We start from the raw sequence: 22,471 nt of genomic DNA on the forward strand, positions 1-22,471 counted from the left end.
CCTGACCGCTCAGGGGCCGGTGCCCGGGCTGAACACCGTCAGGAACACCGAGGACGCGTTGCCGGACACGGGGACCTGACCGCCCTTCCACGTCACCGTGAGATGGTCCCGCTCGTCGGGCGGCGTCACCAGCAGCGAGGCGGGGGTGGCCGGGTGGGCTCCGCTGACCTCCGGGTTGGAGAACGTCAGCCCCGCCCAGGCGCTCTTGCCCGGCGCCAGCGTCACCGTCGTAGGGCTGCCCGAGGAGCGCTTCGGGTCCGGGCCCAGCTGCCGGCCCGACGCGTCCACGAACGCGGCACCCGGATAGCCGCGCACCGTGCAGGTGCGGGAAGAGGCGTTGGTCAGGACGACCGGGAAGTTCTCCTGCCCGGCACCGGGGTCGTTCCGCCCGACGGTCGCCCGCAGTTCCGAGGTGTGACAGCGGCCTCCCGTGGTGCCGGCCTGTGTGGACTGCGCCGCCGACGCGGTCAGGGTGGCCTCACCGGGAGCGGTGTTCGACGCGGAGGCGGACGCACTCGCCGAGCCGGTGCTGTGGTGGCTGCCGGTGGCGGGCGCGGCCGTACCGGGCAGCGTCGTCGGAGCGCTCGCCGTGCCGCCGTCGCCGCTGCCGCAGGCCGTCAGCAGACCGAGCACCGCGACCGCACTCGCGAGCAGGGCCGCCCGGTGGACGGAGGGGGACTTCTTCGCCATGTGCCTCAACACTCCCGGAGATTCCTCGCACACGTCGTGGCGTGTACGTACGGCGCTCTGTGCCCCGTCATGCAGGTCCGATGCGCGCGGGGACGAAAAAGTTCGCCCGCGGCCCGAGTACTGCATTCTTCCGGGGGACAAACCCCCGGACCCCCGGCAGAAAAGCAGGTCAGCAGAGGCGGCCGACGCGGACATCGCGACGCTGACCTGAGTGATCCGCGTCAGCTTCCGATGCGCACGGAGGCCAGGACGCGGTCGGTCGCCGGCCCTCGGCCACTTTGCCGGATCTGCACGTACACCCGAGTCTGCGCGCTGCCGTCCGCCGGGGCGAGTGCGGCCTCCGTGACCGACCCGCCGCCCGGGCAGCCGTTCCAGGTGCGGACCCTGCCGTGCCAGACGGTGCCGGTGTAGGCGCGGGCACCGTCGTAGTGGCAGCCGGGGTGGGTGACGGCGTTCACCGCGCCCGTGAGGTCGCCGTGCTCGCTCAGGCCCACCAGCACGCCGTTCACCTCGGCCGTCAGGTCCTGCCACGCGGTCAGGCGGTCCGCGACGGCGAACCCGGGCTCGTGGCCGGAGGGCAGGCCGAGCGCCCGCGGATCCCACCCCGAGTCACGCACCTGCCGGTCCCAGTCGCGGGGAACCTCGGCGACGACCCTGCCGGTCGTGTCCGAGACACGCACATCCGTGGCGGGTGACTGTCGGTTGACCAGCGCCAGCGCCACTCCGACGGCCGCGACCACGGCCACGGCGCCCGTCAGGGTGAGGGCCCTCCGGTGTCTTCGGGGCCGGTGACCGGAGGCGGCGAGCCGTTCCAGCTCCTGAGCGAAGGCCTCGGCATCGGGCCAGCGGCGTCTGCGGTCCGGCGCCAGCGCCCGCATCAGGGCCCGCCGGACGGCAGGAGCCAGATCCGCTCGCAGCCGGTCGGGCCGTACCACCCTGCCCGGCTCACCCGGAACCGCGCCGGTGACCAGGTGGTAGGCGACCGCGCCCAGGCTGTACACATCGGCCCGGGCGTCGATGCCCACGCCGGGTTCGGCCTGCTCGGGCGGCCGGTACCCCGCCGAACCGGCGGCCTGCGTGAGCCCGGACGCCTGCGCGAGGCTCTTGGCAAGACCGAGGTCGGCGAGCAGCACCCGCGACCCGCCGTCGGGGGAGGAGCACAGCAGCACGTTGCTCGGCTTGATGTCCCGGTGCACGATCCCCGCCGCATGCAGCGCTGCCGCGCCACGGGCGGCCAGCGCCGTCAGCCGCAGCGCCTGCGGCACCGGCAGCGCACCGCCGGCCGGCAGCTCGGCGAGGGTGCCGCCGTCGGCGTACTCCATCACGAAGTACGGCCTGCCGTCGGGGAGTTCACCGATGTCGTAGACCTGCACCACCCGGTCCGAACCCGCCCTGCGCAGCATCCGCGCCTCGGCCAGGAACCGCTCGCGCACATCGAGCCGGTGGGACCAGTTGTCGGCGAGGACCTTGACCGCCACCGGCGCGTCGAGCTCGTCGTCATGGGCCAGCCAGACCGTGCCGAACGCGCCCGTGCCCAGGCGCCGTTCGAGGCGGTAGCGCCCGATCCGCTCGACGGAATGCATACGACTATCATGCCTGGACGTGGATCGTTCCCGAGGAGAGCCCCAGGTCGCGTCCACCGAGGACCTGGCCCGCAGCGCCGCGGCGGGCGACCCGGCGGCGCTGGAGGAGCTTCTCCACGCGATCAGGCCCGAGGTCGTCCGCCGCTGCGGCCGGTTCCTGCCCTGCCGCGAGGACGCGGAGGAGGCCGCCCAGGACGTCCTGCTCCAGGTCGCCCGGAAGATCTCCACCTTCCAGGGCCGCAGCCGCTTCAGCACCTGGCTCTACACGGTCGTCGCCAACTGCTGCCGCCAGAAGTACCGCGAACTCAAGCGGCGCTCTGCCGAACAGCCGGCCCCGATCGACGCGGGCGAGCTCGCCGACCCCCGCACGACCAGCGTCATCGCCGGCTCCCGCCTCGACCTGCTGGAGGCACTGGACCGCCTGGAGCGCGAGCACCCCCAACTCGTCGAGCCCCTGGTCTACCGCGACATCTGCCAGCTCGACTACGCCGAGGCGGCAGACCGCGCAGGCATCCCCCTGGGCACCTTCAAGTCCCGCCTGCACGAGGCCCGCAAACACATCAGACCGTGGCTGGCGGAGGCCCCCTGAGCAGGGCGGCCGAAGTCCGCGGGGTTTCGGCAGCGCCCCAAAGGGGCGCGGGGCCGTGTCGATATGCGGCTCCGCCGCGTGGGCGCGACCAGCCACGACGGATGCCGCAGACGCAAGACAACCCATCACCGCAGCCCTGCGGAGCGCTACTCGTCGAGCAGCCCGATCTCCGCCCAGATCGTCTTCCCGTCGGCCGTGTGCCGGCTCCCCCACCGCTGCGTGAGCTGAGCAACCAGCAGCAGTCCGCGCCCGCCCTCGTCCCAGGTCTTCGCCCGGCGCAGATGCGGAGCCGTGTGGCTGGTGTCCGACACCTCGCAGATCAGCGTGGCCTCGTCGTGGATCAGCCGCAGGCGGATGGGGTGCGCGCCGTACCGGATCGCGTTCGTGACGAGCTCGCTCACCACCAGCTCGGCGGTGAACGCCGCGTCCTGCAGCCCCCAGGTGTCCAGCTGCTCGACGACCTGCTTGCGGATCGGCGCGACCAGTGCCGGGTCGGCGGGGATGTGCCAGGTCGCCACCTGCGAGGCCGGCAGCCCACGGGTACGGGCCAGCAGCAGGGCCACGTCGTCCAGGGCACCGCCCGAGGGCAGCAGGGCGTGCAGCACCCGGTCGCAGGTCTCGTCCAGTGAGTCGGAGTACGTCTCCAGTGCGTCGCACAGCATCTGGTGGCTGGCGTCGACGTCCCGATCGCGGGTCTCGATCAGCCCGTCCGTGTAGAACGACAGCACGCTGCCCTCACGCAGGTCCAGCTCGGCCGACTCGAACGGCAGCCCGCCCAGGCCCAGCGGCGGCCCGGCCGGCAGGTCGACCTGCTGCGGAACGCCGCCCGGCGGGACCACGACCGGCGGCGGATGCCCGGCCCGGGCCAGCGTGCAGCGCCGCGACACCGGGTCGTAGACCGCGTACAGGCAGGTGGCGCCGACCTCGCCCGGGCTGCCGTCGTTGCCGGCCTCCGCGGACAGCCGGACGACCAGGTCGTCCAGGTGGGTCAGCAGCTCGTCTGGGGCGAGGTCTATGTCGGCGAGGGTGCGCACGGCGGTGCGCAGCCGGCCCATGGTGGCCGAGGCCTGGATGCCGTGCCCGACGACGTCCCCGACGACCATGGCGACCCGCATCCCCGACAGCGGGATCACGTCGAACCAGTCACCCCCCACACCCGCCCGGGCCGCGGGCAGATAGCGCGAGGCCGCATCCACCGCGGCCGTGCGTGGCAGTGAGCGGGGCAGCAGGCTGCGCTGCAGGGCGAGGGCGGTCTCCCGTTCGCGGGAGAAGCGGCGGGCGTTGTCGATGCAGACGGCGGCCCGTGTGGTGATCTCCTCGGCCAGCAGCACGTCGTCCGCGGAGAAGGGGTCCGGCCGCCGGAACCGGGTGAGGACCGCGACGCCGAGGGTCTGGCCGCGGGCCCGGATCGGCACGGACATCGTGGAGTGGATGCCGTACTCCTTGACCCGGTCGGCTCGTGTCTTGTGCCAGCTGAGCCACTGGTCGAGTGCGCCCGAGGAGACGGACGCGACGATCGTGCGGCCCGCGACCAGCGAGTCGGCCTGGGGAGAGCCGGCGGGGTACTGCTCCAGCTGCCCGGGCTGGAGGACCGCCTCGGGCGTGCCCGGATTGACCGAGAGGTGGGCGGCGCGGCGCAGCCCGGTGGGGGCGGTCAGCCTGAGCGGGGGCTCGCCGCCGTGCTCCTGGAGGTCCAGCAGGTCGACGCTGACCAGGTCGGCCAGGGCGGGCACGAGAACGTCCGCGAGCTCCTGCGTCGTACGGGTGACGTCGAGCGTGGACCCGATGCGCACACTCGCCTCGTTGACCAACTGCAGCCGCTCCCGGGCGAGGTAGTTGTCGGTGAAGTCGTGCGCCGCCAGGCACACGCCCCGCACCCGCCCCTCGGCGTCCGTCAGCGGCGCCAACCGGGCCAGCCAGGCGTGCGCGCTGTCCTCGCCGCCGGTGCGCATGTACGTCTGGACGTCCAGCGGGCGCCCGGTGGTGAGCACCTGCACCATGTGTGCCTCGAGCTCCTCGCTCTGCGGCTTGCCGCCGATCTCGGCCAGGCGAAGCCCCCGCATGCGCTCCTCGGGCAGGCCGATCACATCGGCCATGGCGTCGTTGACCCTTCTCAGCCGCAGCCGTTCGTCGTACACGGCGACCGCGCAGGGCGACTGGGTGAGCGCCGCGCTGGTCAGCGGGTCGTCGGGCGAGCGCGGGGTGCCTCGGTCCAGCGGGGTGAACAGCAGCCACCGGCCGGGAGTCTCGTTCCGCGACGGACGATGGTGGGCGAGCAGCCAGACGGAGACCTCGTGGCCGTCGCGGTGGCGCAGGGCGACGGTGCCGTCCCAGCGGGACCCGGCGGGCGCCAGGACATCCTTGTCGACCAGCAGGTTTCGGCCGGGACGCCCCACCACCTCGGCGACCGGCCAGCCCAGCAGCCGCTCCGCGCCCGCGTTCCACTCGAGAAGCGTGCCGGATTCATCGATGACAGCCCGCGCCGTCGCGGCATCGTCGAACGGATACTCCGGGCTCATCGTCGCCACTCCATCGCGAACACTCACAGTGAACCGCCGGGTCACTTGAGTTTCCAGCCTAGTCCGTCGGCGAGCCGCTCGGACGGGAACCCCCATGGGCGCGCGGCGGGCCGGTCAAGGGGCAATTCCGGCCGTTGTGACCCGTGGGACAGAAGGAGACCCCCGCACCCTTGACGGCCGTGTGTGGCGTTGCGTCAGAATCTGTTTGTTCACGATCAGTTGTGAGTACTTCTGGGCCCTGACGAGGGGGAGCCGCCGTGACAGTGACTCGAAGATCGGTTCTGATCGCTTCCGCCGCCGCGCCGGCGGCCGGAGCGCTTGTCGCCACCCCGGTGGCCCGGGCCGCCGGGGCCACCGCGGGCGGATCCGGCCGCCGTACCGTCGCCCTGCGCGACGGCTGGCGTTTCGCGCTGGTCAACCCGGACGGGATCACCGATCCGACCGGCGCCTACGCGCAGGCCGCCGACCCCGGCTACGACGACTCGGGCTGGCGCGAGGTGGCGGTGCCCCATGACTGGAGCATCGAGCAGACCCCGACCACCGAGCACGGCACCACCAGCGGCACCGGCTTCTTCCCGGGCGGCCTCGGCTGGTACCGCCTCGCCTTCACCCTGCCGCCCGCCTTCGCCGGCAAGCGGATCTCGGTGGAGTTCGACGGCGTCTACATGGACTCCTACGTCTACTGCAACGGCACCCAGGCCGGCCGGCACCCCTACGGCTACACCGGCTTCGCCTTCGACCTGACCGACCTGCTGCACACCGACGGCACCACCGAGAACGTGATCGCCGTCAAGGTGCAGAACAAGCTTCCCAGCAGCCGCTGGTACTCGGGCAGCGGCATCTACCGCGACGCCCGTCTGGTCGTCACCGAGCCGGTGCACGTGGAGCGCTGGGGCACGTACGTCACCACGCCGGACATCACCGCGGAGCGGGCCGTCGTACGCGTACGGACCTCGGTGGTGAACGAGTCGGGTGCCGCGAGCCAGGTCGAGATCCGTTCGACGGTCAAGGATCCCGACGGCCGTACGGCGGCCCGCGCCGCCACCACGGTCGCGGTCACCGACAAGACGGCTGAAACCCACGAACTCACCGTCCCCAAGCCCAAGCTGTGGGACTTCGCGGCGCCGCACCGCTACACCCTGGAGACCGAACTGCGCGTCGGCGGCAGGACCATCGACACCTACCGCACCGCCTTCGGCATCCGCACCTACCGCTTCGACCCCGATGAGGGATTCTTCCTCAACGGCACTCACAGCAAGATCAAGGGTGTCGACCTGCACCACGACCAGGGTGCCCTCGGCGCCGCCATCAGCATCGACGCCGTGCGCCGGCAGCTGACCATCATGAAGTCGATGGGCGTCAACGCCTTCCGCACCTCACACAACCCGCCCTCGCCGCAGATCATCCAGGTCTGCGAGGAGCTGGGCATCGTGATGATGGTGGAGGCCTTCGACTGCTGGCGAACCGGCAAGACGAAGTACGACTACGGCCGGTTCTTCGACGAGTGGTGCGAGAAGGACGCCACCGAGATGGTCCTCGCGGCCCGCAACTCGCCCGCCGTGGTGCTGTGGTCCATCGGCAACGAGATACCCGACTCGACCTCCACCGCCGGACTGGCCATGGCGGACCGGATCATCGGTGCCATCAAGGCGGCGGACGACACCCGGCCGGTTGTCATCGGTTCGAACAAGTACCACGGTGTGCCCGCCACCGGCTCCGCGGCCGACCTCATGCTCGCCAAGCTGGACGGCCTCGGCCTCAACTACAACACCGCCAAGTCGGTGGACGCCCTGCACGCCAAGTTCCCCAAGCTGTTCCTCTTCGAGTCGGAGTCCTCGTCGGAGACCTCGACCCGCGGTTCGTACCAGGAGCCCGAGCACCTCAACACCGGCGAGAACCACACGCCCGGCAGACGCGAGGTCTCCTCCTACGACAACAACCTCGCCTCCTGGACCATGAGCGGCGAGTACGGCCACAAGAAGGACCGGGACCGCAAGTGGTTCGCCGGGCAGTTCCTGTGGTCCGGCATCGACTACATCGGCGAGCCGACGCCGTACGACGTCTTCCCGGTCAAGGCGTCCTTCTTCGGCGCGGTCGACACGGCCGGCTTCCCCAAGGACATGTACTACCTCTTCCAGAGCCAGTGGATCAGCGAGCCCATGGTCCATCTGCTGCCCATGAGCTGGAACCACGAGGAGGGCGACACGGTGGAGGTGTGGGCGTACTCCAACGTCGACACCGTCGAGCTGTACCTCAACGGCACGTCCCTCGGCACGCGCACCTTCGACACGAAGAGGACCACGGACGGCCGTATCTATCTGGAGACCACGGAGGCCACCGGCGACGACAAGACCTTCACCACCGGCCCCTTCCCCGGCAGTTACACCAGCCCGAACGGCAGCGCCGGCAAGCTGCACCTGACCTGGAAAGTGCCCTTCCAGCCGGGCGAGTTGAAGGCGGTGGCCCGCAGTGACGGCAAAGTGGTCGCCACCGACGTGCTGCGCACGGCGGGCGAACCGCATGCCGTGCGGCTCACTCTGGACCGCAAGTCCCTTGCTGCGGACGGGCGTTCGCTGGCCTTCGTCACCGCGGACGTCGTAGACGCCCGCGGGGTGGTGGTGCCCGACGCCGAGCACCTGATCACCTTCGGTGTGACGGGCGGATCCCTCGCCGGGCTCGACAACGGCCGGGAGGAGAGCGCCGAGCGCTACCACGCCACCACCCGCACCGCCTTCCACGGCAAGGCCCTTGCCATCGTGCGCGCCGGCAGCAAGGCCGGCACCCTGAAGGTGACCGCACGCGCGGAGGGACTGCGGGCAGGAACGGCCACCGCGCGCACCACGCCCGCCCGGTCGGCCGCGACGACCCCGGCGGCCGCCTTCGGACCAGAGCACCCGGCGCCCCCGAACTACCCGTATGCGGACGCCAGTTACTCCGGCCGACCGGACACCCTCCCCGCCGCGATGCTGGACGGCGACACGGCCACCGGCTGGTCCAACGCCTTCGCCAAGTCGGCCACGGCCTTGCTGCCCGCCTTCAACGGAGCGCGGGAAAAGGACTGGGTCTCGGTGGACTACGGGCGGGCCCGGACCTTCGACCGGGTGGAGGTGTCCTTCACCGTTGACGCGTCGCACAGCCTGCCCGCGTCGATCGAGGCGTCGGTGTGGGACGGCCACCGGTACGTGCCCGTCACCGGAGCGGCGGTCGACTGGGCCACCGCCTCGGACGCGCCGACGGTCCTCACCTTCGACGCGGCGCGCGGCTCCCGCCTGCGGCTCACGCTGACCAGCGCTCACCCGGGCGAAGTCCTCGGGGCCGTGCGGATCAGCAAGTTGGCGGCGCCGGGCGGCTGAGCAGCCGTAGCGGTCCGGGCGGGAAACCAGTCCCGTCCGGACCGTTGACGGAGTGTCATGGCACGAACAAACATGAGCTGCGTCCGCATCTGGGAGCGCTCCCACCCCGTTGGGTCCGGCGAGCGTCACCCGTACCTCAGCCCGAGGAGCCCAGACGTGAAACGACGCAGAACCATTCTGCTGACCCTGACGGCCCTGTTGGGGACGGCGCTGACCGGGATGCCGGCCCATCCGGCCGCCGCCGACGAGGTCGAGCAGCTGAAGAACGGCACCTTCGACACCACCACCGCGCCCTGGTGGACGACCACCAACGTCACCGCGGGCCTGTCCGGCGGACAACTCTGCTCGGATGTGCCGGGCGGCACCGCCAACCGCTGGGACGCCGCCGTCGGCCAGAACGACGTCACCTTGAAGAAGGGAGAGTCGTACAAGTTCAGCTTCAAAGCGACCGGTTCGCCCGCGGGACATGTGGTGCGAGCGGTCGTGGGGCTCCAAGTGGCGCCGTACGACACCTACTTCGAGGTGAGCCCGCAGCTGAGCGTCTCCGGCAACACCTACTCGTACACCTTCACCTCACCCGTCGACACCACCCAGGGCCAGGTCGCCTTCCAGGCCGGTGGCAGCGCGGACGCCTGGCGATTCTGCATGGACGACATATCGCTGCTGGGCGGTGTCCCGCCCGAGGTGTACCAGCCGGACACCGGACCGCGGGTGCGCGTCAACCAGGTCGCCTATCTGCCCTCCGGGCCCAAGAACGCCACCCTCGTCACCGACGCCACCTCGAAACTGCCCTGGCAGCTCAAGAACGCCGACGGTGCGACGGTCGACCACGGCTGGACCGTACCGCGTGGGGTCGACGTCTCCTCCGGGCAGAACGTCCACTCGATCGACTTCGGTGACTACCGCAGACAGGGCAAGGGCTTCACGCTGGTCGCCGACGGGGAGACCAGCCGCCCGTTCGACATCGGCACCGGCGCCTACGAGCAACTGCGCCTCGACTCGGCGAAGTACTACTACACGCAGCGCAGCGGCATCGCGATCCGCGACGACCTGCGGCCCGGGTACGGCCGAGCCGCCGGGCACCTCAATGTGGCGCCGAACCAAGGCGATGACCACGTTCCCTGCCAGCCGGGCGTGTGCGACTACACGCTCGACGTCACCGGCGGCTGGTACGACGCCGGCGACCACGGCAAGTACGTCGTCAACGGCGGCATCGCCACCTGGGAATTGCTGAGCACGTACGAACGCGAACTGCTCGCCCGCACCGGGGAGTCCGGGAAGCTGCGCGACGGCACCCTCGCCATCCCGGAGAGCGCGAACAAGGTGCCCGACATCCTCGACGAGGCTCGCTGGGAGCTGGAGTTCCTGCTGAAGATGCAGGTGCCCGACGGGCAGCCACTGGCCGGCATGGCCCATCACAAGATCCACGACGAACAGTGGACCGGCCTGCCCCTGCTGCCCGGTGACGACCCGCAGAAGCGTGAACTGCACCCGCCGTCCACCCAGGCGACCCTCAACCTGGCGGCCACGGCCGCCCAGGCGGCCCGCCTCTACCTCCCCTACGACCGCGCCTTCGCGGCGAAGGCCCTCACGGCCGCGCGCAAGGCCTGGACGGCGGCGCTCGCCCACCCCGCCATGTACGCCTCCGCCAGTGACGGCACCGGAGGCGGCGCCTACGACGACACCAACGCGACGGACGAGTTCTACTGGGCGGCGGCGGAGCTGTATCTGACCACGGGCGAGAAGGGGTTCGCGGACTACGTGCGCAACTCCCCGGTGAACACGGCCGACATCTTCGGCCCGCTCGGCTTCGACTGGGGAAGGACGGCGGCGGCGGGCCGCCTCGACCTCGCGACCGTGCCCAGCAAACTGCCCGGCCGGGACAAGATCCGCCAGTCCGTCGTCAAGGGGGCAGAGCGCTACCTGGCCACCCTGAAGTCACAGCCGTACGGGATGCCGTACGCGCCCGACAACAACGTCTACGACTGGGGCTCCAGCCACCAGATCCTCAACAACGCCGTCGTCCTGGCGACGGCGTACGACATCTCGGGTGCCGCCAAGTACCGGGACGGCTCGGTCCAGAGCATGGACTACATCCTCGGCCGCAACGCGCTGAACATCTCGTACGTCACCGGCTACGGCGAGGTCAACTCCCACAACCAGCACAGCCGTTGGTACGCCCACGAGCTCGACCCGAAGCTGCCGAACCCGCCGCACGGAACCCTGGCGGGCGGGCCGAACTCGTCCATCCAGGATCCCTACGCACAGAGCAAACTCCAGGGCTGTGTCGGTCAGTTCTGCTACATCGACGACATCCAGTCCTGGTCGACCAATGAGACGGCCATCAACTGGAACGCGGCCCTGGCCCGGATGGCGTCGTTCGTGGCGGACCAGGGCTGAGGCTGTTCAGGGCTGCGACTCGTGGTCCACAAGTTCGGGTTGCGGCTTGTGTTCCACGAGTTCCCCCGGCCGCCGGTGGGCGGTGAGGGTGTGCAGCTCGGCCTGATCGAGCGGCTGGTGCACCTCGACGTACTCGCCGTGCGGCAGCCGCTTGATCAGGCCGGTCTCCCGGCCGTGCAACACCAGCTCCGCGTCGCGGAGCTGGAGGCCGAGGCAGATGCGGCGGGTGACGACGAAGACGGCCGCAGGCAGGACGAACACCGCGACGCGGACCGACCAGGTGACCGTGTTGATCGACAGATGCAGACGGGTGGCCACGATGTCGTTGCCGCCGCCCGCCAGCAGGATCAGATAGAGGCTGATCCAGGCCGCCCCGATCGCCGTGCGGACGGGACGGTTGCGCGGGCGGTCCAGAAGGTGGTGCTCGCGTTTGTCGCCGGTCACCCGCGCCTCCAGGAACGGGTAGATCCCGATGAAGACGAGGAGCAGCGGGAAGACCACGATCGGGATCAGCACGCCGAGGACGAGCGTGTGGCCCCACAGGGTGATCTCCCAGCCCGGCATCACCCGCACCAGGCCCTCCGCGAAGCCCAGGTACCAGTCGGGCTGCGCGCCGGTGGAGACCTGGTCGGGGCGGAAGGGGCCGTACACCCAGACCGGGTTGATCGTCGCCACCGCCGCGATCAGGCTCAGCGCCCCGAAGACCAGGAAGAAGAACCCGCCCGCCTTCGCCAGATACACCGGCATGAACGGCGAGCCGACGACATTGCGTTCGGTCCGCCCCGGGCCCGCGAACTGCGTGTGCTTGTGGTGGACGACCAGGATGAGGTGCGCCAGGACGAGCGCCGCCATGATGCCGGGGATCAGCAGGACGTGCAGCGAGTAGAAACGGGCCACGATGTCGTGGCCGGGGAACTCGCCGCCGAACAGGAACATCGACAGATACGTTCCGACGACCGGAACCGACAGCAGAGCGCCGTTGACGAAGCGCAGGCCCGTGCCCGACAGCAGGTCGTCCGGCAGCGAGTAGCCGAACAGACCCTCGAACAGGCCGAGGAACAGCAGCAGCCAGCCGAACAGCCAGTTGATCTCACGGGGCTTGCGGAACGAACCCGTGAAGAAGTGCCGCATCATGTGCGTCAGCATCCCGGCGACGAAGACCAGCGCCGCCCAGTGGTGCAGCTGCCGGATCAGCAGTCCGCCGCGCACGTCGAAGCTGATGTGCAGCGTGGAGGCGTACGCCTCGGACATCCGCACGCCGTTGAGCGGGACGTAACTGCCGTGGTACGTCACCTCGTTCATCGACGGATGGAAGAAAAGGGTGAGGTACACGCCGGTCAGGACCAGCACGACGAAGCTGTACAGACAGATCTCGCCGAGCAGGAACGACCAGTGGTCCGGGAACACCTTGCGCAGGTACTTCCTGCCCAGCGAATGGATGCCGAGACGTCCGTCGAGCCAGTCGGCAACGCGCTCGCCCCGGCCCGATGTCTCCGTGGCGGTCACTCGTCCTCCTCGTCGTCGTCCTTGTGCACGTGCGTGAGCTTGTCGGGGTTGGTGACGATGTAGACGCCGTTCACCCGGTCGCCCTCGGGCGTGAGGTCCATGACCATCACGGCGTACGGCGAGTCGCCCTGGAACAGCACCGCGGCGTCGTCGCCGTTGACCCGGCGGTAGCGCAGGTCGAGCTGCTGGGGACCGCGCCGCGCCGCGTACGAGGTGATGAGGCGGACCGCCTTGTCCCGGCCGTGCACCGGGCGCAGCCCCGCCGGCTTGCGGTTGCCGCCACCGTCCGTCCACACCGTGACGTCCGGCGCCAGGATCTCCATCAGCTCGGCGAGGTCCCCGCCGAGCGCGGCCCGCACGAACCGCTCGGTCGCCTCCTGCCGGACGCGCGGGTGCGCCCGGTAGCGGGGGCGACGGGCGAGCACATGGTCCCGCGCGCGATGGGCCAGCTGCCGTACGGCCGCCGGGGTGCGGTCGATGATGTCCGCGATCTCGGTGTGGGCGTAGCCGAACACCTCGTTGAGGACGAACACCGCGCGTTCCAGCGGGGTCAGCGCCTCCAGGACCACCAGCATCGCCAGGGACACGGACTCGCCCCGCAGGACCGGGTCGTCGGCGCTCGCGTCGTCGGCGACCAGCGGCTCGGGCAGCCACGGGCCGACGTACGTCTCGCGGCGGCGGGTGATCACGGCCTGCCGCTGCAACGCCTGGTTGACGGCGATGCGGACCAGGTAGGCGCGCGGGTTGGTGATCCCGTCGGCGCCCCGGCCCGACCACGCCAGCCAGGTCTCCTGCAGCACGTCCTCGGTGTCGGCGACGCTGCCCAGCATGTTGTAGACGAGGCCGAACAACAGCTCGCGATGGGTCATGAAGACATCGGTCGCCTCGTCGGTGACCGGACTTCCCGTGCTGTGCGTCATGTGTGGCCTCCCCGGTGCCGCGCTCACTACTTCGAGGGCCGGGAGGGGGCCGAATGTGACATGGCACTGGCCGAATGTGACCTAGATCTCAGCGATTCCCCGCCGTGTCACACCCGCCCGCCGCCCCGCCCTCTTGAACGCGAGTCCGACACGAGTCCGACCGCAAGGAGACCGACATCGTGTTCAAGAAATGGCACGGCAACCCGTGGGCGATCCTCATCACCCTCTCCCTCGGGTTCTTCATGACGCTGCTCGACCTGACGATCGTGAACATCGCGATCCCGCATCTGGGCGAGGACCTGAACGCGTCCCTCGACGAGATCCTGTGGGTCGTCAACGCCTACACGCTGGCGCTGGCCGTCCTGCTGATCACCGGCGGGCGCCTCGGCGACCTGCGCGGCAAACGCAACCTGTTCGCCGCCGGGGTCGCCCTGTTCACCCTGGCGAGCCTCGCCTGCGGCCTCGCCCGGGACCCGGCCCAGCTCATCGCGTTCCGGGCGGTGCAGGGGCTGGGGGCGGCGCTGCTGATGCCGCAGACCCTGTCGATCATCGCCGAGGTGTTCCCGGCCGACCGGCGCGGAGTGGCGATGGGCATCTGGGGGACCGTCGCGGGTGCCTCCGGCGCGCTCGGCCCGATTCTCGGCGGGGCACTGATCACCCACCTCAGCTGGCGGTGGATCTTCTACGTGAACCTGCCGATCGGGGCGGTCGTGCTGCTGATGACCTTCGCGATCATCCCCGGCGCGAAGCGCACCGTACGGCACCGTTTCGACACCCTCGGCGTCCTGCTCGCCTCGACTGCACTGTTCTGCCTGGCCTTCGGGCTCACCGAGGGCCAGCGCTACGACTGGAACCGCTGGATCTGGAGCCTGTTCACGCTGGCCGCCGTCCTGTTCGCCGCCTTCCTGCTGCACGAGCGCGGCCAGCAGGCGAACGAACCCCTCGTCCCGTTCGCGCTCTTCCGGGACCGCAACTTCACCCTGGTCAACCTCGTAGGCGTCACGGTGGCCTTCGGTATCGTCGGCATGTTCCTGCCGCTGACGATCTACCTGCAGTCCGTCCTCGGCTTCAGCGCCCTCAAATCCGGTCTGGTGCTGCTGCCCGTGGCCCTCGGCTCGTTCGTGACGGCGGGGCCCGCCGGAGCACTGTCCGACAAGGTCGGCGGCAAGTACATCCTGATGAGCGGGCTGCTCGCCTGGGCGGGTGGGCTGATGTGGGTCGTGACCATCGCCGACGTCGGCTCCGGATGGCTTGCCATCGCACTGCCGCTCCTCCTCACCGGCCTCGGCGTCGGCTGCACCTTCGCGCCCTTCGCCACCGAGGTCATGCGGGGCGTCCCTGCGCGGCTGGCCGGCGCAGCCTCCGGCGTCACCAATGCGCTCAGGCAGGTCGGCTCGGTGCTCGCGGGCGCCGTCGTCGGCGCCGTGCTGCAGAACCAGCTCGCCTCCGCGCTCACGGACCGGGCCCGCGAGAGCGCCGGACGGCTGCCCGCCGCATACCGGGACTCCTTCACCGCCGCCTTCTCCAAGGCCGAGTCCGACGTCGGTGCGCAGCAGCAGGGCGGCACACCGCACGGGGTGCCGCAGGACGTCGCCGAGCGCATGCGCGCCCTCGGCGGACAGGTCTTCGGCCACGGCTTCGTCGACGCGATGGGTCCCGCCGTGTACGTGTCCGCCGCCGTACTGCTGGCCGGAGTGCTCGCCTGTCTCGCCGTACGACGCCACCGCGGCCCGTCCGCCAACCCCCATGCCCTGCCGATCAACGAGACCGAACTGGAGGAAGCCGCCCGATGAGTATCGACTTCACCGCCATGTACGCCTCCCACGACGCCTTCCGACGCGACCTGGAACGCCTTGCGCAGGCTGTCGCCCAGGGCCGTGCGCACACCCCCGGCGTGCGTGCCGGATGGGAGAACTTCACGCACCAGCTGCACATCCACCACACCGCGGAGGACAGCGACCTGTGGCCGCGCGTGCGGGAGCGCGTCGCGGGGCGCCCGCGGGAACTCGCCCTGCTGGACGACATGGAGGCGGAACACTCCCGCATCGACCCGCTGCTGGATGCCGTCGACACCGCTCTGGACGACCAGGCGCCCGAACTGCCCGATCTTGTACGGGCGTTGACTGCCACCCTCGACGACCACCTCAAGCACGAGGAGGACAGCGCCCTGCCGCTGATGCAGGACGTCCTGACGGCCGCGGACTGGGCCGCCTTCACCGGCCGCATCCGCGAGACGCAGGGCCTGCGCGGTGCCTCGGTGTTCGTACCGTGGATCGTCGACGGCACCCCGCCCGCGGACCGTGACCGCTTCCTCGGCGCCCTGCCGCCACCGGTACGAGTCCTCAACCGCCTGTTCTGGCAGGGGAGTTACCGCCGCAGGGGACTGTGGGCCGGAGCGTGAGCGCCCCGTAGGGGCGCGGGGCTGTATCGATGTGCGGCTCCGCAACGCGGGCGCGACCAGCCACGATGGGCTCGCAGCCGACAGACTGCCCCGCGGCGGAGCCGCACATCGGCACCGCCGACGGATGGCTCAGGCATCGTGGAAGACGATGCCCAGCGCGTGCCGGCGGCCGGAGCGGACGGTGCTCACACCGTGCCGCATCGCTCCGGCCGACCAGCCGCGCGTGGTGCGCACCGGCCGGTCCCGGGTGGTGAAGACCAGCCCGTGGCCCTGCCGGAGCGGGGTCGCGGTGCCCCGGGACTGGGCCCGCGGCCGCTGCTCGACCATCAGGAACTCGCCGCCGGTGTAGCCGCTGCCGTACTCGTCGAGGCCGACGACCACCTGGAGCGGGAAGAGCATGTCGCCGAACACGTCACGGTGCAGGGCGTTCCAGTCGCCCTCGGTGTAGCGCAGCAGGATCTGTGCCGACCGGTCCTGCCCGGCCGCATGACACGCCGCCAGCCACTCCTCGAGGGAGTCCGGCCAGGGCGCCGGACGGCCCAGCCGCGCCGCCCAGTCCCGCGCTATCGGCAGCAGCCGCGGGTAGAGGGCGGCACGCAGGGCGGCCACCGGTGCCGGCAGGTCGTGGGTGAAGTACCGGTACTCGCCGGAACCGAAGCGGTGCCGTGCCATGTCGACGGTGGTCCGGAACAGTTCCGGTTTCTCGTACAGCGCGGCCAGGTCACGGCACTCGGCGGTCGTCAGCAGCGGCCCCGTCGGCGCGCTGCCGTACACGTCCAACTCGGCGGCGAGGGCGGCCCATCCGGTGCCGGCGACCCGCCTGCGGGCCTGAGCCTCGGTGAGAGTCATGCCGTCTCCTCCCGTCACCCCAGCATCGGCTGCAGCGCACCCTCGTGGGTGAGCAGCCGCACCTTGCGCTCGACGCCGCCGGCGTACCCGCGCATCGAACCGTCGGCACCGATCACGCGGTGGCAGGGGCGGACGACCAGCAGCGGGTTGGCGCCGATCGCGGCACCCACGGCGCGGATCTCGGCCCGCGGCACGTCGAGCCGGGCGGCGAGCTCCCCGTACGTCGTCGTGGTGCCGTACGGGATCTCGTCGAGCGCTCGCCACACGCGGTGCTGGAAGTCGGTCCCCTCGGGGGCGAGGCTCAGCTCGAAGCGGGGGAGCCGGCCCGCGAAGTAGGCGGAGAGCTGCCGGGTGGCCTCCTCGAACGCCTCGTCGTCGCGCCGCCAGCCGTCACGGACGACGGGCGTGCTGCGCTGCCCCGGCAGGGACAGCGAGGTGAGGGCCGTGCCCTCGCCCACCAGCAGCAGCTCACCCAGCGGACTGTCGGTCTTCGTGTACGTCTTCATGGCCCCAGTCTGCTGCGCAGGGCCGCCCGGAACCGGCGGGAAACGGACATGGTCCTCAGCCGGGTCCGGACCCTGGAGGTACCGTCGGAAAGGTGCTGTGACCAGCGACTATTTACGTGTAAGTACCCCGGCGGTACCGTGAAGACATGCCAGCCCTGAATGTCGAGTTCAGCGACCGTGAACTAGAGGACCTGCGGCAGATCGCCAAGGAGCGCGGTACGTCGATGAAGGCCCTCGTGCGTGAGGCGGCCGCGGCGGACATAGCCCGGCACCGCGCGCTGCAGGAGGGCGCGGAGGCGTTCCGCCGCTTCTTCGCCTCCCATGCCGACGAGTTCGCCGCCGCCTTCCCCGACGACGAACCCGCCCACGCCGGTGAGGGGCGGGTCGCCTGACCGATGGCACCCGTCATCCATATCGATGTGCCCTGGCTGCTCCAGCGCCACGAAGAGGTCCTTCCGGACCAGCCCACCGTCAACGACTTCTCCGCCCTGGTCGCCGCCGTGGCCCGCCACCGCGTGGACCCGCCCCGCCTCGGCGTGGACTCCGACCCGGCCTGGCGGGCCGCCGCCCTGCTGCACACCCTCGCCCTGCTCAAGCCCCTGCCGTCGGCCAACGCCCGTTTCGCCTGTGCGACAGCCGTGTCGTACATGTTCGTCAGCGGCGTCGGCATCGACCCGCCCTACGGCGCCCTCGTCGACCTCGCCCGCGATCTGATCTCCGGCAAGGCCGACGTCTACGGCGCAGCCGACCGGCTGCGCTCCTGGCAGATCTGAGGGCCGCCGACCGCAGCCGAGACGACCCGCCCCCGGGGCCGCCGACCGAGGGCGGGAGGAACAAGGCCGGCGGCCCGTGCGGCGCAGGAGAGCCGCCGTCCTGCGCAGGGCCTCCGAGAAGGGCCGCTACCCAGTGCACTACGGAGTGGTGCACGCCGGGAGCGTGCGCGGTGCTCCGGCGCGTGCGCCAGTTTCACACGGGGCGCATGGAATGACGAAAGCTCACGCGGGGGAGGTGAGTTGTCGCCGTTTCTGACGGACCTTCAAAGAGGCGGATGTTGCCCAAGTGCCTTGTTGGCCATGAGTGTGTTGTGCAAGGGTGAACTATCCGTGCGGGGGGTGTAATGGCCGGGTGTCGATCGGTCAATCGGAAAAACGGGCCGGACGGACATACCTGAATTCACGCCCTCCTGTGTGTCCCATGCGCGTGGGAAGGAATCCGCTCAGTGCCCACCCCCCACCCACCTCGTCCCCCTTACCCGCCGCCCGGCGGCGTTCCCGGAGAATCCGACGAGAACCTCGCCACCCGGCTCAGGGGCCGTTCCGACGGCGAGGTCGCCCAATCCGTCGCGCTGCTGATGGCGCGGCACTGGCAGCCTGCCCGCGACTACGCGGCCATCTGCCTCGCCTCCCCGGCCGACCTCGCCTCCATGGTGACGGCGGCCGCCTTCCACCAGGTCCTCGACCGGCTGGCGCTGGGTGAGCCCGCGCTCGCCCTGCGCCCCCGGATGCTGGTGGCCGTACGCGAGACGGTCCGCGTGTGGTCCGCCGAGGACCGGATATCCAGTGTTCTGCCGGAGCTGCAGAAACCCTCCGGCGGCCGCGGTATACGTACGACGAAGTCCATGACGCCCGAAAACCGCAGACTCGCCGAGCGGTCATTCCAGGCCCTTCCCGGACTCTCCCGGTGCTTGCTCTGGCACACCGAGGTCGAAGCGGAGTCCATAACCGTTCCCGCCGCTCTGCTCGGCATGGATACCGACACGGCGTCGGTGGAACTCGAACAGGCGCGTGAAAAATTCCGCGAAGGTTGTGTACATGCCCATCGGGAACTCGCGCCGAGCAAGGATTGCCGTTTCTACAACCGTCTCCTCGATGTTCCGATTCGCCGGGGCGGGGCCCTGCTGCCGGATGTCCAGCAGCATCTGGCGGAGTGCCCTTACTGCCGTTCCGCTGCCGAACAACTGAGCCATTTCGAGGGCGGTTTGGGGGCGCTCCTCGCCGAGGCCGTGCTCGGCTGGGGCGCCCGCCGCTACCTCGACTCCCGTCCCGCCCGTGCGCGGCAGCCAACGCACACGAGCGGCTCCGCGCGGCACGGCGGCGGACGCCCGCGCATCCTGCCCCGTATCCCGCTGCCCGGACGCCGGCCGCCGGGGGCGCTGCGGAACTCGCGGGCGCTGCTGACCGGCGTGGGCGTCGCCTCCGCCGGGCTGCTCGCCACGCTGTTCGCGGCCGGCCTGTGGTCGCACGACGACGGCGTCGACCCGGCCGCCTCCACCAGTGCCGGCGGCGGCACGGCGCCGGGCGTCGGCTCCCAGTCGTCGCCCGGAACCGCCCAACTCCCCATGGTCCCGGGCCGGTCGAGGCTGCACAGCGTCGGCGCCGACCTCTGCCTCGACATCACGGGCAAGGTGAAGGCCGGCGCCGGGACCGAACTGGCGGCGTGCTCGGACGCCGGCACCCAGCAGTGGTCGTTCGAGAAGGACGGTCTGCTGCGCAGTGGGGCCGACCCCGGCCTGTGTCTGGACTCGCACGTGGACGCAGGCGTGGCCGTCCTCGGCAAGTGCGCCGCCGGGAAGGACAAGCGAGGCGATGACGTCCGCTACGACCTCACCGCGCAGGGCGAGTTACTGCCCCGCTGGGACGAGCACCTCGCCCTCGCCGCCACGGCCGGGAAGCCGGGCGCGGACATCGTCGTCAAGGTCCGCGACGGCTCCCCGGCGCAACGCTGGCTGGCCGATCCGACGGCGATGGCGACCCCGGGCTCGCTGTCGATCACGGGGACGGAGACGCCTGCGGCTCGCCCTGCGGAGCTGTCGGAGAGCGCCTGACAGCTCGGGGGCGCGGGAATGTGGCGGCTACGGGTGCGCCATGGCCTGTCGCGCCCCCGCGGCGGAGCCGCATATCGACACCGCCCCGCGCCCCTTGGGAGGCGCCCAGCGGGCGCCTCCCAAGGGTGACTCCTAGCCAACGACGTCCCGCGGCTGCCCTCCCGCCAGGAAGCCGGCGACGTTCTGCACGGCGGCCAGTGCGATGCGGATCAGCGTTTCGCGGGTCACCCCGCCGACGTGCGGCGAGAGCACCACATTCGGCGACTTGAGCAGACGCAGGGCCGGGGTGGGCGGTTCGGGGTCGAAGACATCGATGCCCGCCCCGGCCAGGGCGCCCTTCTCCAGCGCGTCCGCGAGGGCGTCCTGGTCGATGAGGGCGCCCCGTGCCGTGTTGATCACGAATGCCGTCGGCTTGAGGAGGGCGAGCCGCTCGGCGTCGAGCAGATGCCGGGTCTCGTCGGTCAGCGGCGCGTGCAGGGAGACGTAGTCGGCCGTGCGCAGCAGCTCGTCGAGCGGGACATGGCGGGCCCCGCCGAGCCGGGCCTCCGTCTCCTCGGACAGCCTGCGGCGACCGGCGTAGACGATGTTCATGTCGAACGCGACCGCACGGCGGGCGACTTCCTGCCCGATGCCGCCGAGTCCGACGATGCCGAGCGTCTTGCCGCACAGTTCGGTGAGGGAGCGCTGCAGACGGGGCAGTGCCCAGTCCGCCTCGACGAGCGCCGTGTGCGCGGGGATCAGCTGCTTGGCCAGCGCCAGCATGAGGGCGAAGGTCTGCTCGGCCACGTTCTGCGACTCGGCGCCGCTGGAGCCGATGTTGCACACGAGTACGTCCCGGGTGCGCGCCGCGTCGACGTCGACGTACTCGAAGCCGTGGCTCGCGCACTGCACCAGCTCCAGGTCCGGTGCCGCGGCGAGGTGTTGGGCGGTCACGGGGGAGAGTGCCGTGATGATCACATGTGCGGCGTGGAGGGCGGCCGGGTCCTCGTCGGTCGCCTCGACGACGGTGACGTTCGCCTCACCGGGAAAGAGCGTGGCGAGTCCGGCGCCGGCGGCGCGGCCGCCGACATGCGGTGCGATGACGGCGAGAATGTTCTTCGGGGCTGTCATACGGACTCCTCGATGAGGTCGGCGGAGCCGATCGTGGCGGGCGTGGCGTGTCCGGACAGGGCGAGCGTGAGGTCGAACTCGGCGAGCAGACAGCGGATCACATGCTCGACGCCCGACTGCCCGTCGAGACCGAGCCCGTACACGTACGGCCGCCCCAGGAGCACCGCCCGCGCGCCGAGCGCGAGTGCCTTGAAGACGTCGTCGCCGGTGCGCACGCCGCTGTCGAACAGGACCGTCAGCCGGTCGCCGACCGCCTCGGCCACCCGGGGCAGCGCATCGGCGGCCGCGACGGAACCGGCCACCTGGCGGCCGCCGTGGTTGGAGACGACCACGCCGTCCATCCCGGCGTCGGCGGCCAGCCGGGCGTCGTCCGGGTGCAGGATGCCCTTGAGGACGATCGGGCCGTCCCAGTTCTCCCGCAGGAACGCCAGGTCCGGCCAGGTCTTGCCGGGGTCCGCGAACATGCCGACGAAGTGCAGCACGGCCGCGTTCGGGTTCTCGCGCACCGGTTTGGCGAGACCCGCCTGGAAGGCCGGGTCGGAGAAGTAGTTGGCGGTGCCGACGCCGTGCAGGAAGGGCAGATAGGCCTGGTCGAGGTCGCGGGGCCGCCAGGCCAGCAGCGGTGTGTCGAGGGTGACGACCAGCGCGGTGAACCCGGCCGTCTTCGCCCGGTTCAGGAAACTCCGCGTCACCTCACGGTCCTTGGCCCAGTACAGCTGGAACCAGCGTTCCGCGTCGCCCATCGCCTCCGCGACCTGCTCCATCGGCGTGCTGGACGCCGAGGACAGGATGTACGGCACGCCCTGCGCGGCGGCGGCCCGGGCGGCCGCGCACTCCGCGTCCGGGTGCATGATCGACAGCACGCCGACAGGCGCCAGGGCCAGCGGGGCGGGCAGCCCGCGGCCCAGCACCTCGACGGACAGATCCCGCTCGTGCACGTCCCGCAGCATCCGCGGCACGATCCGGCGCCGCTGGAGCGCCGCCCGGTTGGCACGCGCCGTGCTGCCGTCGCCCGCACTGCCCGCGACATAGCCGACGGGCCCGGGGCCGAGCCGCTGCTCGGTCAGCTCCTCCAGCCGGGTCAGATCGGTGGGCAGTCTCGGTACGGCGCCCGAAATTCCGCCCAGATAGATCTCGTACTGGAAGTCCGCCCAGTGCTTGGCCATGGGTACGTCCCGCCCCTCGTCGCTGAGAACGCGTTGCACCCCGACGATACTGGCG

Annotated in this window: 17 protein-coding genes; 8 read left to right on the forward strand and 9 right to left on the reverse strand. The window is 71.0% G+C overall.

Annotation, left to right across the window (positions count from 1 at the left end):
- Positions 1–9 precede the first annotated feature (9 nt).
- Both EDD92_RS44880 and EDD92_RS44885 read right to left on the reverse strand, forming a co-directional pair.
- Positions 10–690, reverse strand: coding sequence for a DUF4232 domain-containing protein (locus EDD92_RS44880; RefSeq protein WP_123969584.1), 681 nt, complete (start codon positions 688–690; stop codon positions 10–12).
- Positions 691–911: 221 nt separating this feature from the next.
- Entirely contained in the window at positions 912–2,273 is a 1,362-nt protein-coding gene (locus EDD92_RS44885) for a serine/threonine-protein kinase (RefSeq protein ID WP_123969585.1), read from the reverse strand.
- A gap of 19 nt (positions 2,274–2,292) precedes the next feature.
- Here EDD92_RS44885 and EDD92_RS44890 point away from each other — a divergent pair, with 19 nt between their 5' ends.
- Positions 2,293–2,862, forward strand: coding sequence for an RNA polymerase sigma factor (locus EDD92_RS44890; protein ID WP_123969586.1), 570 nt, complete (start codon positions 2,293–2,295; stop codon positions 2,860–2,862).
- Positions 2,863–3,008: 146 nt separating this feature from the next.
- Here EDD92_RS44890 and EDD92_RS44895 read toward each other — a convergent pair whose 3' ends face one another.
- A complete protein-coding gene (locus EDD92_RS44895; protein ID WP_123969587.1) occupies positions 3,009–5,381 on the reverse strand; it encodes a SpoIIE family protein phosphatase in 2,373 nt (790 codons plus the stop codon).
- A gap of 257 nt (positions 5,382–5,638) precedes the next feature.
- Between EDD92_RS44895 and EDD92_RS44900 the strand changes: the two genes are divergently transcribed.
- Both EDD92_RS44900 and EDD92_RS44905 read left to right on the forward strand, forming a co-directional pair.
- Complete coding sequence (locus tag EDD92_RS44900; protein ID WP_123969588.1) at positions 5,639–8,734, forward strand: glycoside hydrolase family 2 TIM barrel-domain containing protein; 3,096 nt, start codon at positions 5,639–5,641, stop codon at positions 8,732–8,734.
- Positions 8,735–8,890: 156 nt separating this feature from the next.
- Positions 8,891–11,134: a glycoside hydrolase family 9 protein gene (locus EDD92_RS44905; RefSeq protein ID WP_123969589.1), complete on the forward strand. Its 2,244-nt coding sequence runs from the start codon at positions 8,891–8,893 to the stop codon at positions 11,132–11,134.
- A 6-nt stretch (positions 11,135–11,140) separates the two neighbouring features.
- Here the strand turns inward: EDD92_RS44905 and EDD92_RS44910 are convergent, their stop codons facing one another.
- Both EDD92_RS44910 and sigJ read right to left on the reverse strand, forming a co-directional pair.
- Complete coding sequence (locus tag EDD92_RS44910; RefSeq protein ID WP_123969590.1) at positions 11,141–12,640, reverse strand: cytochrome bc complex cytochrome b subunit; 1,500 nt, start codon at positions 12,638–12,640, stop codon at positions 11,141–11,143.
- Positions 12,637–13,560 carry an RNA polymerase sigma factor SigJ gene (gene sigJ / locus EDD92_RS44915; protein WP_123969591.1) on the reverse strand — a complete coding sequence of 308 codons (924 nt, stop codon included), beginning with the start codon at positions 13,558–13,560 and terminating at the stop codon, positions 12,637–12,639. Before sigJ ends, EDD92_RS44910 begins: the two co-directional genes overlap by 4 nt.
- 179 nt (positions 13,561–13,739) lie before the next feature.
- On the opposite strand from sigJ, the gene EDD92_RS44920 reads away from it, so the two are divergent.
- Positions 13,740–15,353, forward strand: coding sequence for a DHA2 family efflux MFS transporter permease subunit (locus EDD92_RS44920; protein WP_123969592.1), 1,614 nt, complete (start codon positions 13,740–13,742; stop codon positions 15,351–15,353).
- Positions 15,350–15,961 (forward strand): hemerythrin domain-containing protein, encoded by a 612-nt coding sequence (locus tag EDD92_RS44925; protein ID WP_123969593.1) that lies wholly within the window; start codon positions 15,350–15,352, stop codon positions 15,959–15,961. Before EDD92_RS44920 ends, EDD92_RS44925 begins: the two co-directional genes overlap by 4 nt.
- A 129-nt stretch (positions 15,962–16,090) precedes the next feature.
- On the opposite strand, the gene EDD92_RS44930 is transcribed toward EDD92_RS44925, so the two are convergent.
- Both EDD92_RS44930 and EDD92_RS44935 read right to left on the reverse strand, forming a co-directional pair.
- Positions 16,091–16,810 (reverse strand): 2OG-Fe(II) oxygenase, encoded by a 720-nt coding sequence (locus tag EDD92_RS44930; RefSeq protein ID WP_123969594.1) that lies wholly within the window; start codon positions 16,808–16,810, stop codon positions 16,091–16,093.
- Between the two features lie 14 nt (positions 16,811–16,824).
- Positions 16,825–17,316 (reverse strand): methylated-DNA--[protein]-cysteine S-methyltransferase, encoded by a 492-nt coding sequence (locus EDD92_RS44935; RefSeq protein ID WP_123969595.1) that lies wholly within the window; start codon positions 17,314–17,316, stop codon positions 16,825–16,827.
- Between the two features lie 146 nt (positions 17,317–17,462).
- Between EDD92_RS44935 and EDD92_RS44940 the strand changes: the two genes are divergently transcribed.
- The 3 genes from EDD92_RS44940 (at position 17,463) to EDD92_RS44950 (ending at position 20,140) form a co-directional block, all read left to right on the forward strand.
- A complete protein-coding gene (locus tag EDD92_RS44940; RefSeq protein WP_030937710.1) occupies positions 17,463–17,708 on the forward strand; it encodes a hypothetical protein in 246 nt (81 codons plus the stop codon).
- A gap of 3 nt (positions 17,709–17,711) precedes the next feature.
- Positions 17,712–18,089, forward strand: coding sequence for a toxin Doc (locus EDD92_RS44945; protein ID WP_123969596.1), 378 nt, complete (start codon positions 17,712–17,714; stop codon positions 18,087–18,089).
- Between the two features lie 446 nt (positions 18,090–18,535).
- Positions 18,536–20,140: an RICIN domain-containing protein gene (locus tag EDD92_RS44950; protein ID WP_123969597.1), complete on the forward strand. Its 1,605-nt coding sequence runs from the start codon at positions 18,536–18,538 to the stop codon at positions 20,138–20,140.
- A 132-nt stretch (positions 20,141–20,272) separates the two neighbouring features.
- Here the strand turns inward: EDD92_RS44950 and EDD92_RS44955 are convergent, their stop codons facing one another.
- A complete protein-coding gene (locus EDD92_RS44955) occupies positions 20,273–21,250 on the reverse strand; it encodes a 2-hydroxyacid dehydrogenase (protein WP_123969598.1) in 978 nt (325 codons plus the stop codon).
- Positions 21,247–22,416, reverse strand: a complete 1,170-nt coding sequence (locus EDD92_RS44960) for a lactate 2-monooxygenase (RefSeq protein WP_123970833.1) — start codon at positions 22,414–22,416, stop codon at positions 21,247–21,249. Before EDD92_RS44960 ends, EDD92_RS44955 begins: the two co-directional genes overlap by 4 nt.
- Positions 22,417–22,471: the final 55 nt, after the last annotated feature.

This window comes from Streptomyces sp. TLI_185 (genome assembly GCF_003814765.1).
Classification (GTDB): domain Bacteria; phylum Actinomycetota; class Actinomycetes; order Streptomycetales; family Streptomycetaceae; genus Streptomyces.

Excerpts from the sequence above, each read along its gene's own strand:
- EDD92_RS44880 (WP_123969584.1), bottom strand. The coding sequence starts at position 690 with ATGGCGAAGAAGTCCCCCTCCGTCCACCGGGCGGCCCTGCTCGCGAGT.
- EDD92_RS44885 (WP_123969585.1), bottom strand. The coding sequence starts at position 2,273 with ATGCATTCCGTCGAGCGGATCGGGCGCTACCGCCTCGAACGGCGCCTG.
- EDD92_RS44895 (WP_123969587.1), bottom strand. The coding sequence starts at position 5,381 with ATGAGCCCGGAGTATCCGTTCGACGATGCCGCGACGGCGCGGGCTGTC.
- sigJ (WP_123969591.1), bottom strand. The coding sequence starts at position 13,560 with ATGACGCACAGCACGGGAAGTCCGGTCACCGACGAGGCGACCGATGTC.
- EDD92_RS44925 (WP_123969593.1), top strand. The coding sequence starts at position 15,350 with ATGAGTATCGACTTCACCGCCATGTACGCCTCCCACGACGCCTTCCGA.
- EDD92_RS44930 (WP_123969594.1), bottom strand. The coding sequence starts at position 16,810 with ATGACTCTCACCGAGGCTCAGGCCCGCAGGCGGGTCGCCGGCACCGGA.
- EDD92_RS44935 (WP_123969595.1), bottom strand. The coding sequence starts at position 17,316 with ATGAAGACGTACACGAAGACCGACAGTCCGCTGGGTGAGCTGCTGCTG.
- EDD92_RS44940 (WP_030937710.1), top strand. The coding sequence starts at position 17,463 with ATGCCAGCCCTGAATGTCGAGTTCAGCGACCGTGAACTAGAGGACCTG.
- EDD92_RS44945 (WP_123969596.1), top strand. The coding sequence starts at position 17,712 with ATGGCACCCGTCATCCATATCGATGTGCCCTGGCTGCTCCAGCGCCAC.
- EDD92_RS44955 (WP_123969598.1), bottom strand. The coding sequence starts at position 21,250 with ATGACAGCCCCGAAGAACATTCTCGCCGTCATCGCACCGCATGTCGGC.
- EDD92_RS44960 (WP_123970833.1), bottom strand. The coding sequence starts at position 22,416 with ATGGCCAAGCACTGGGCGGACTTCCAGTACGAGATCTATCTGGGCGGA.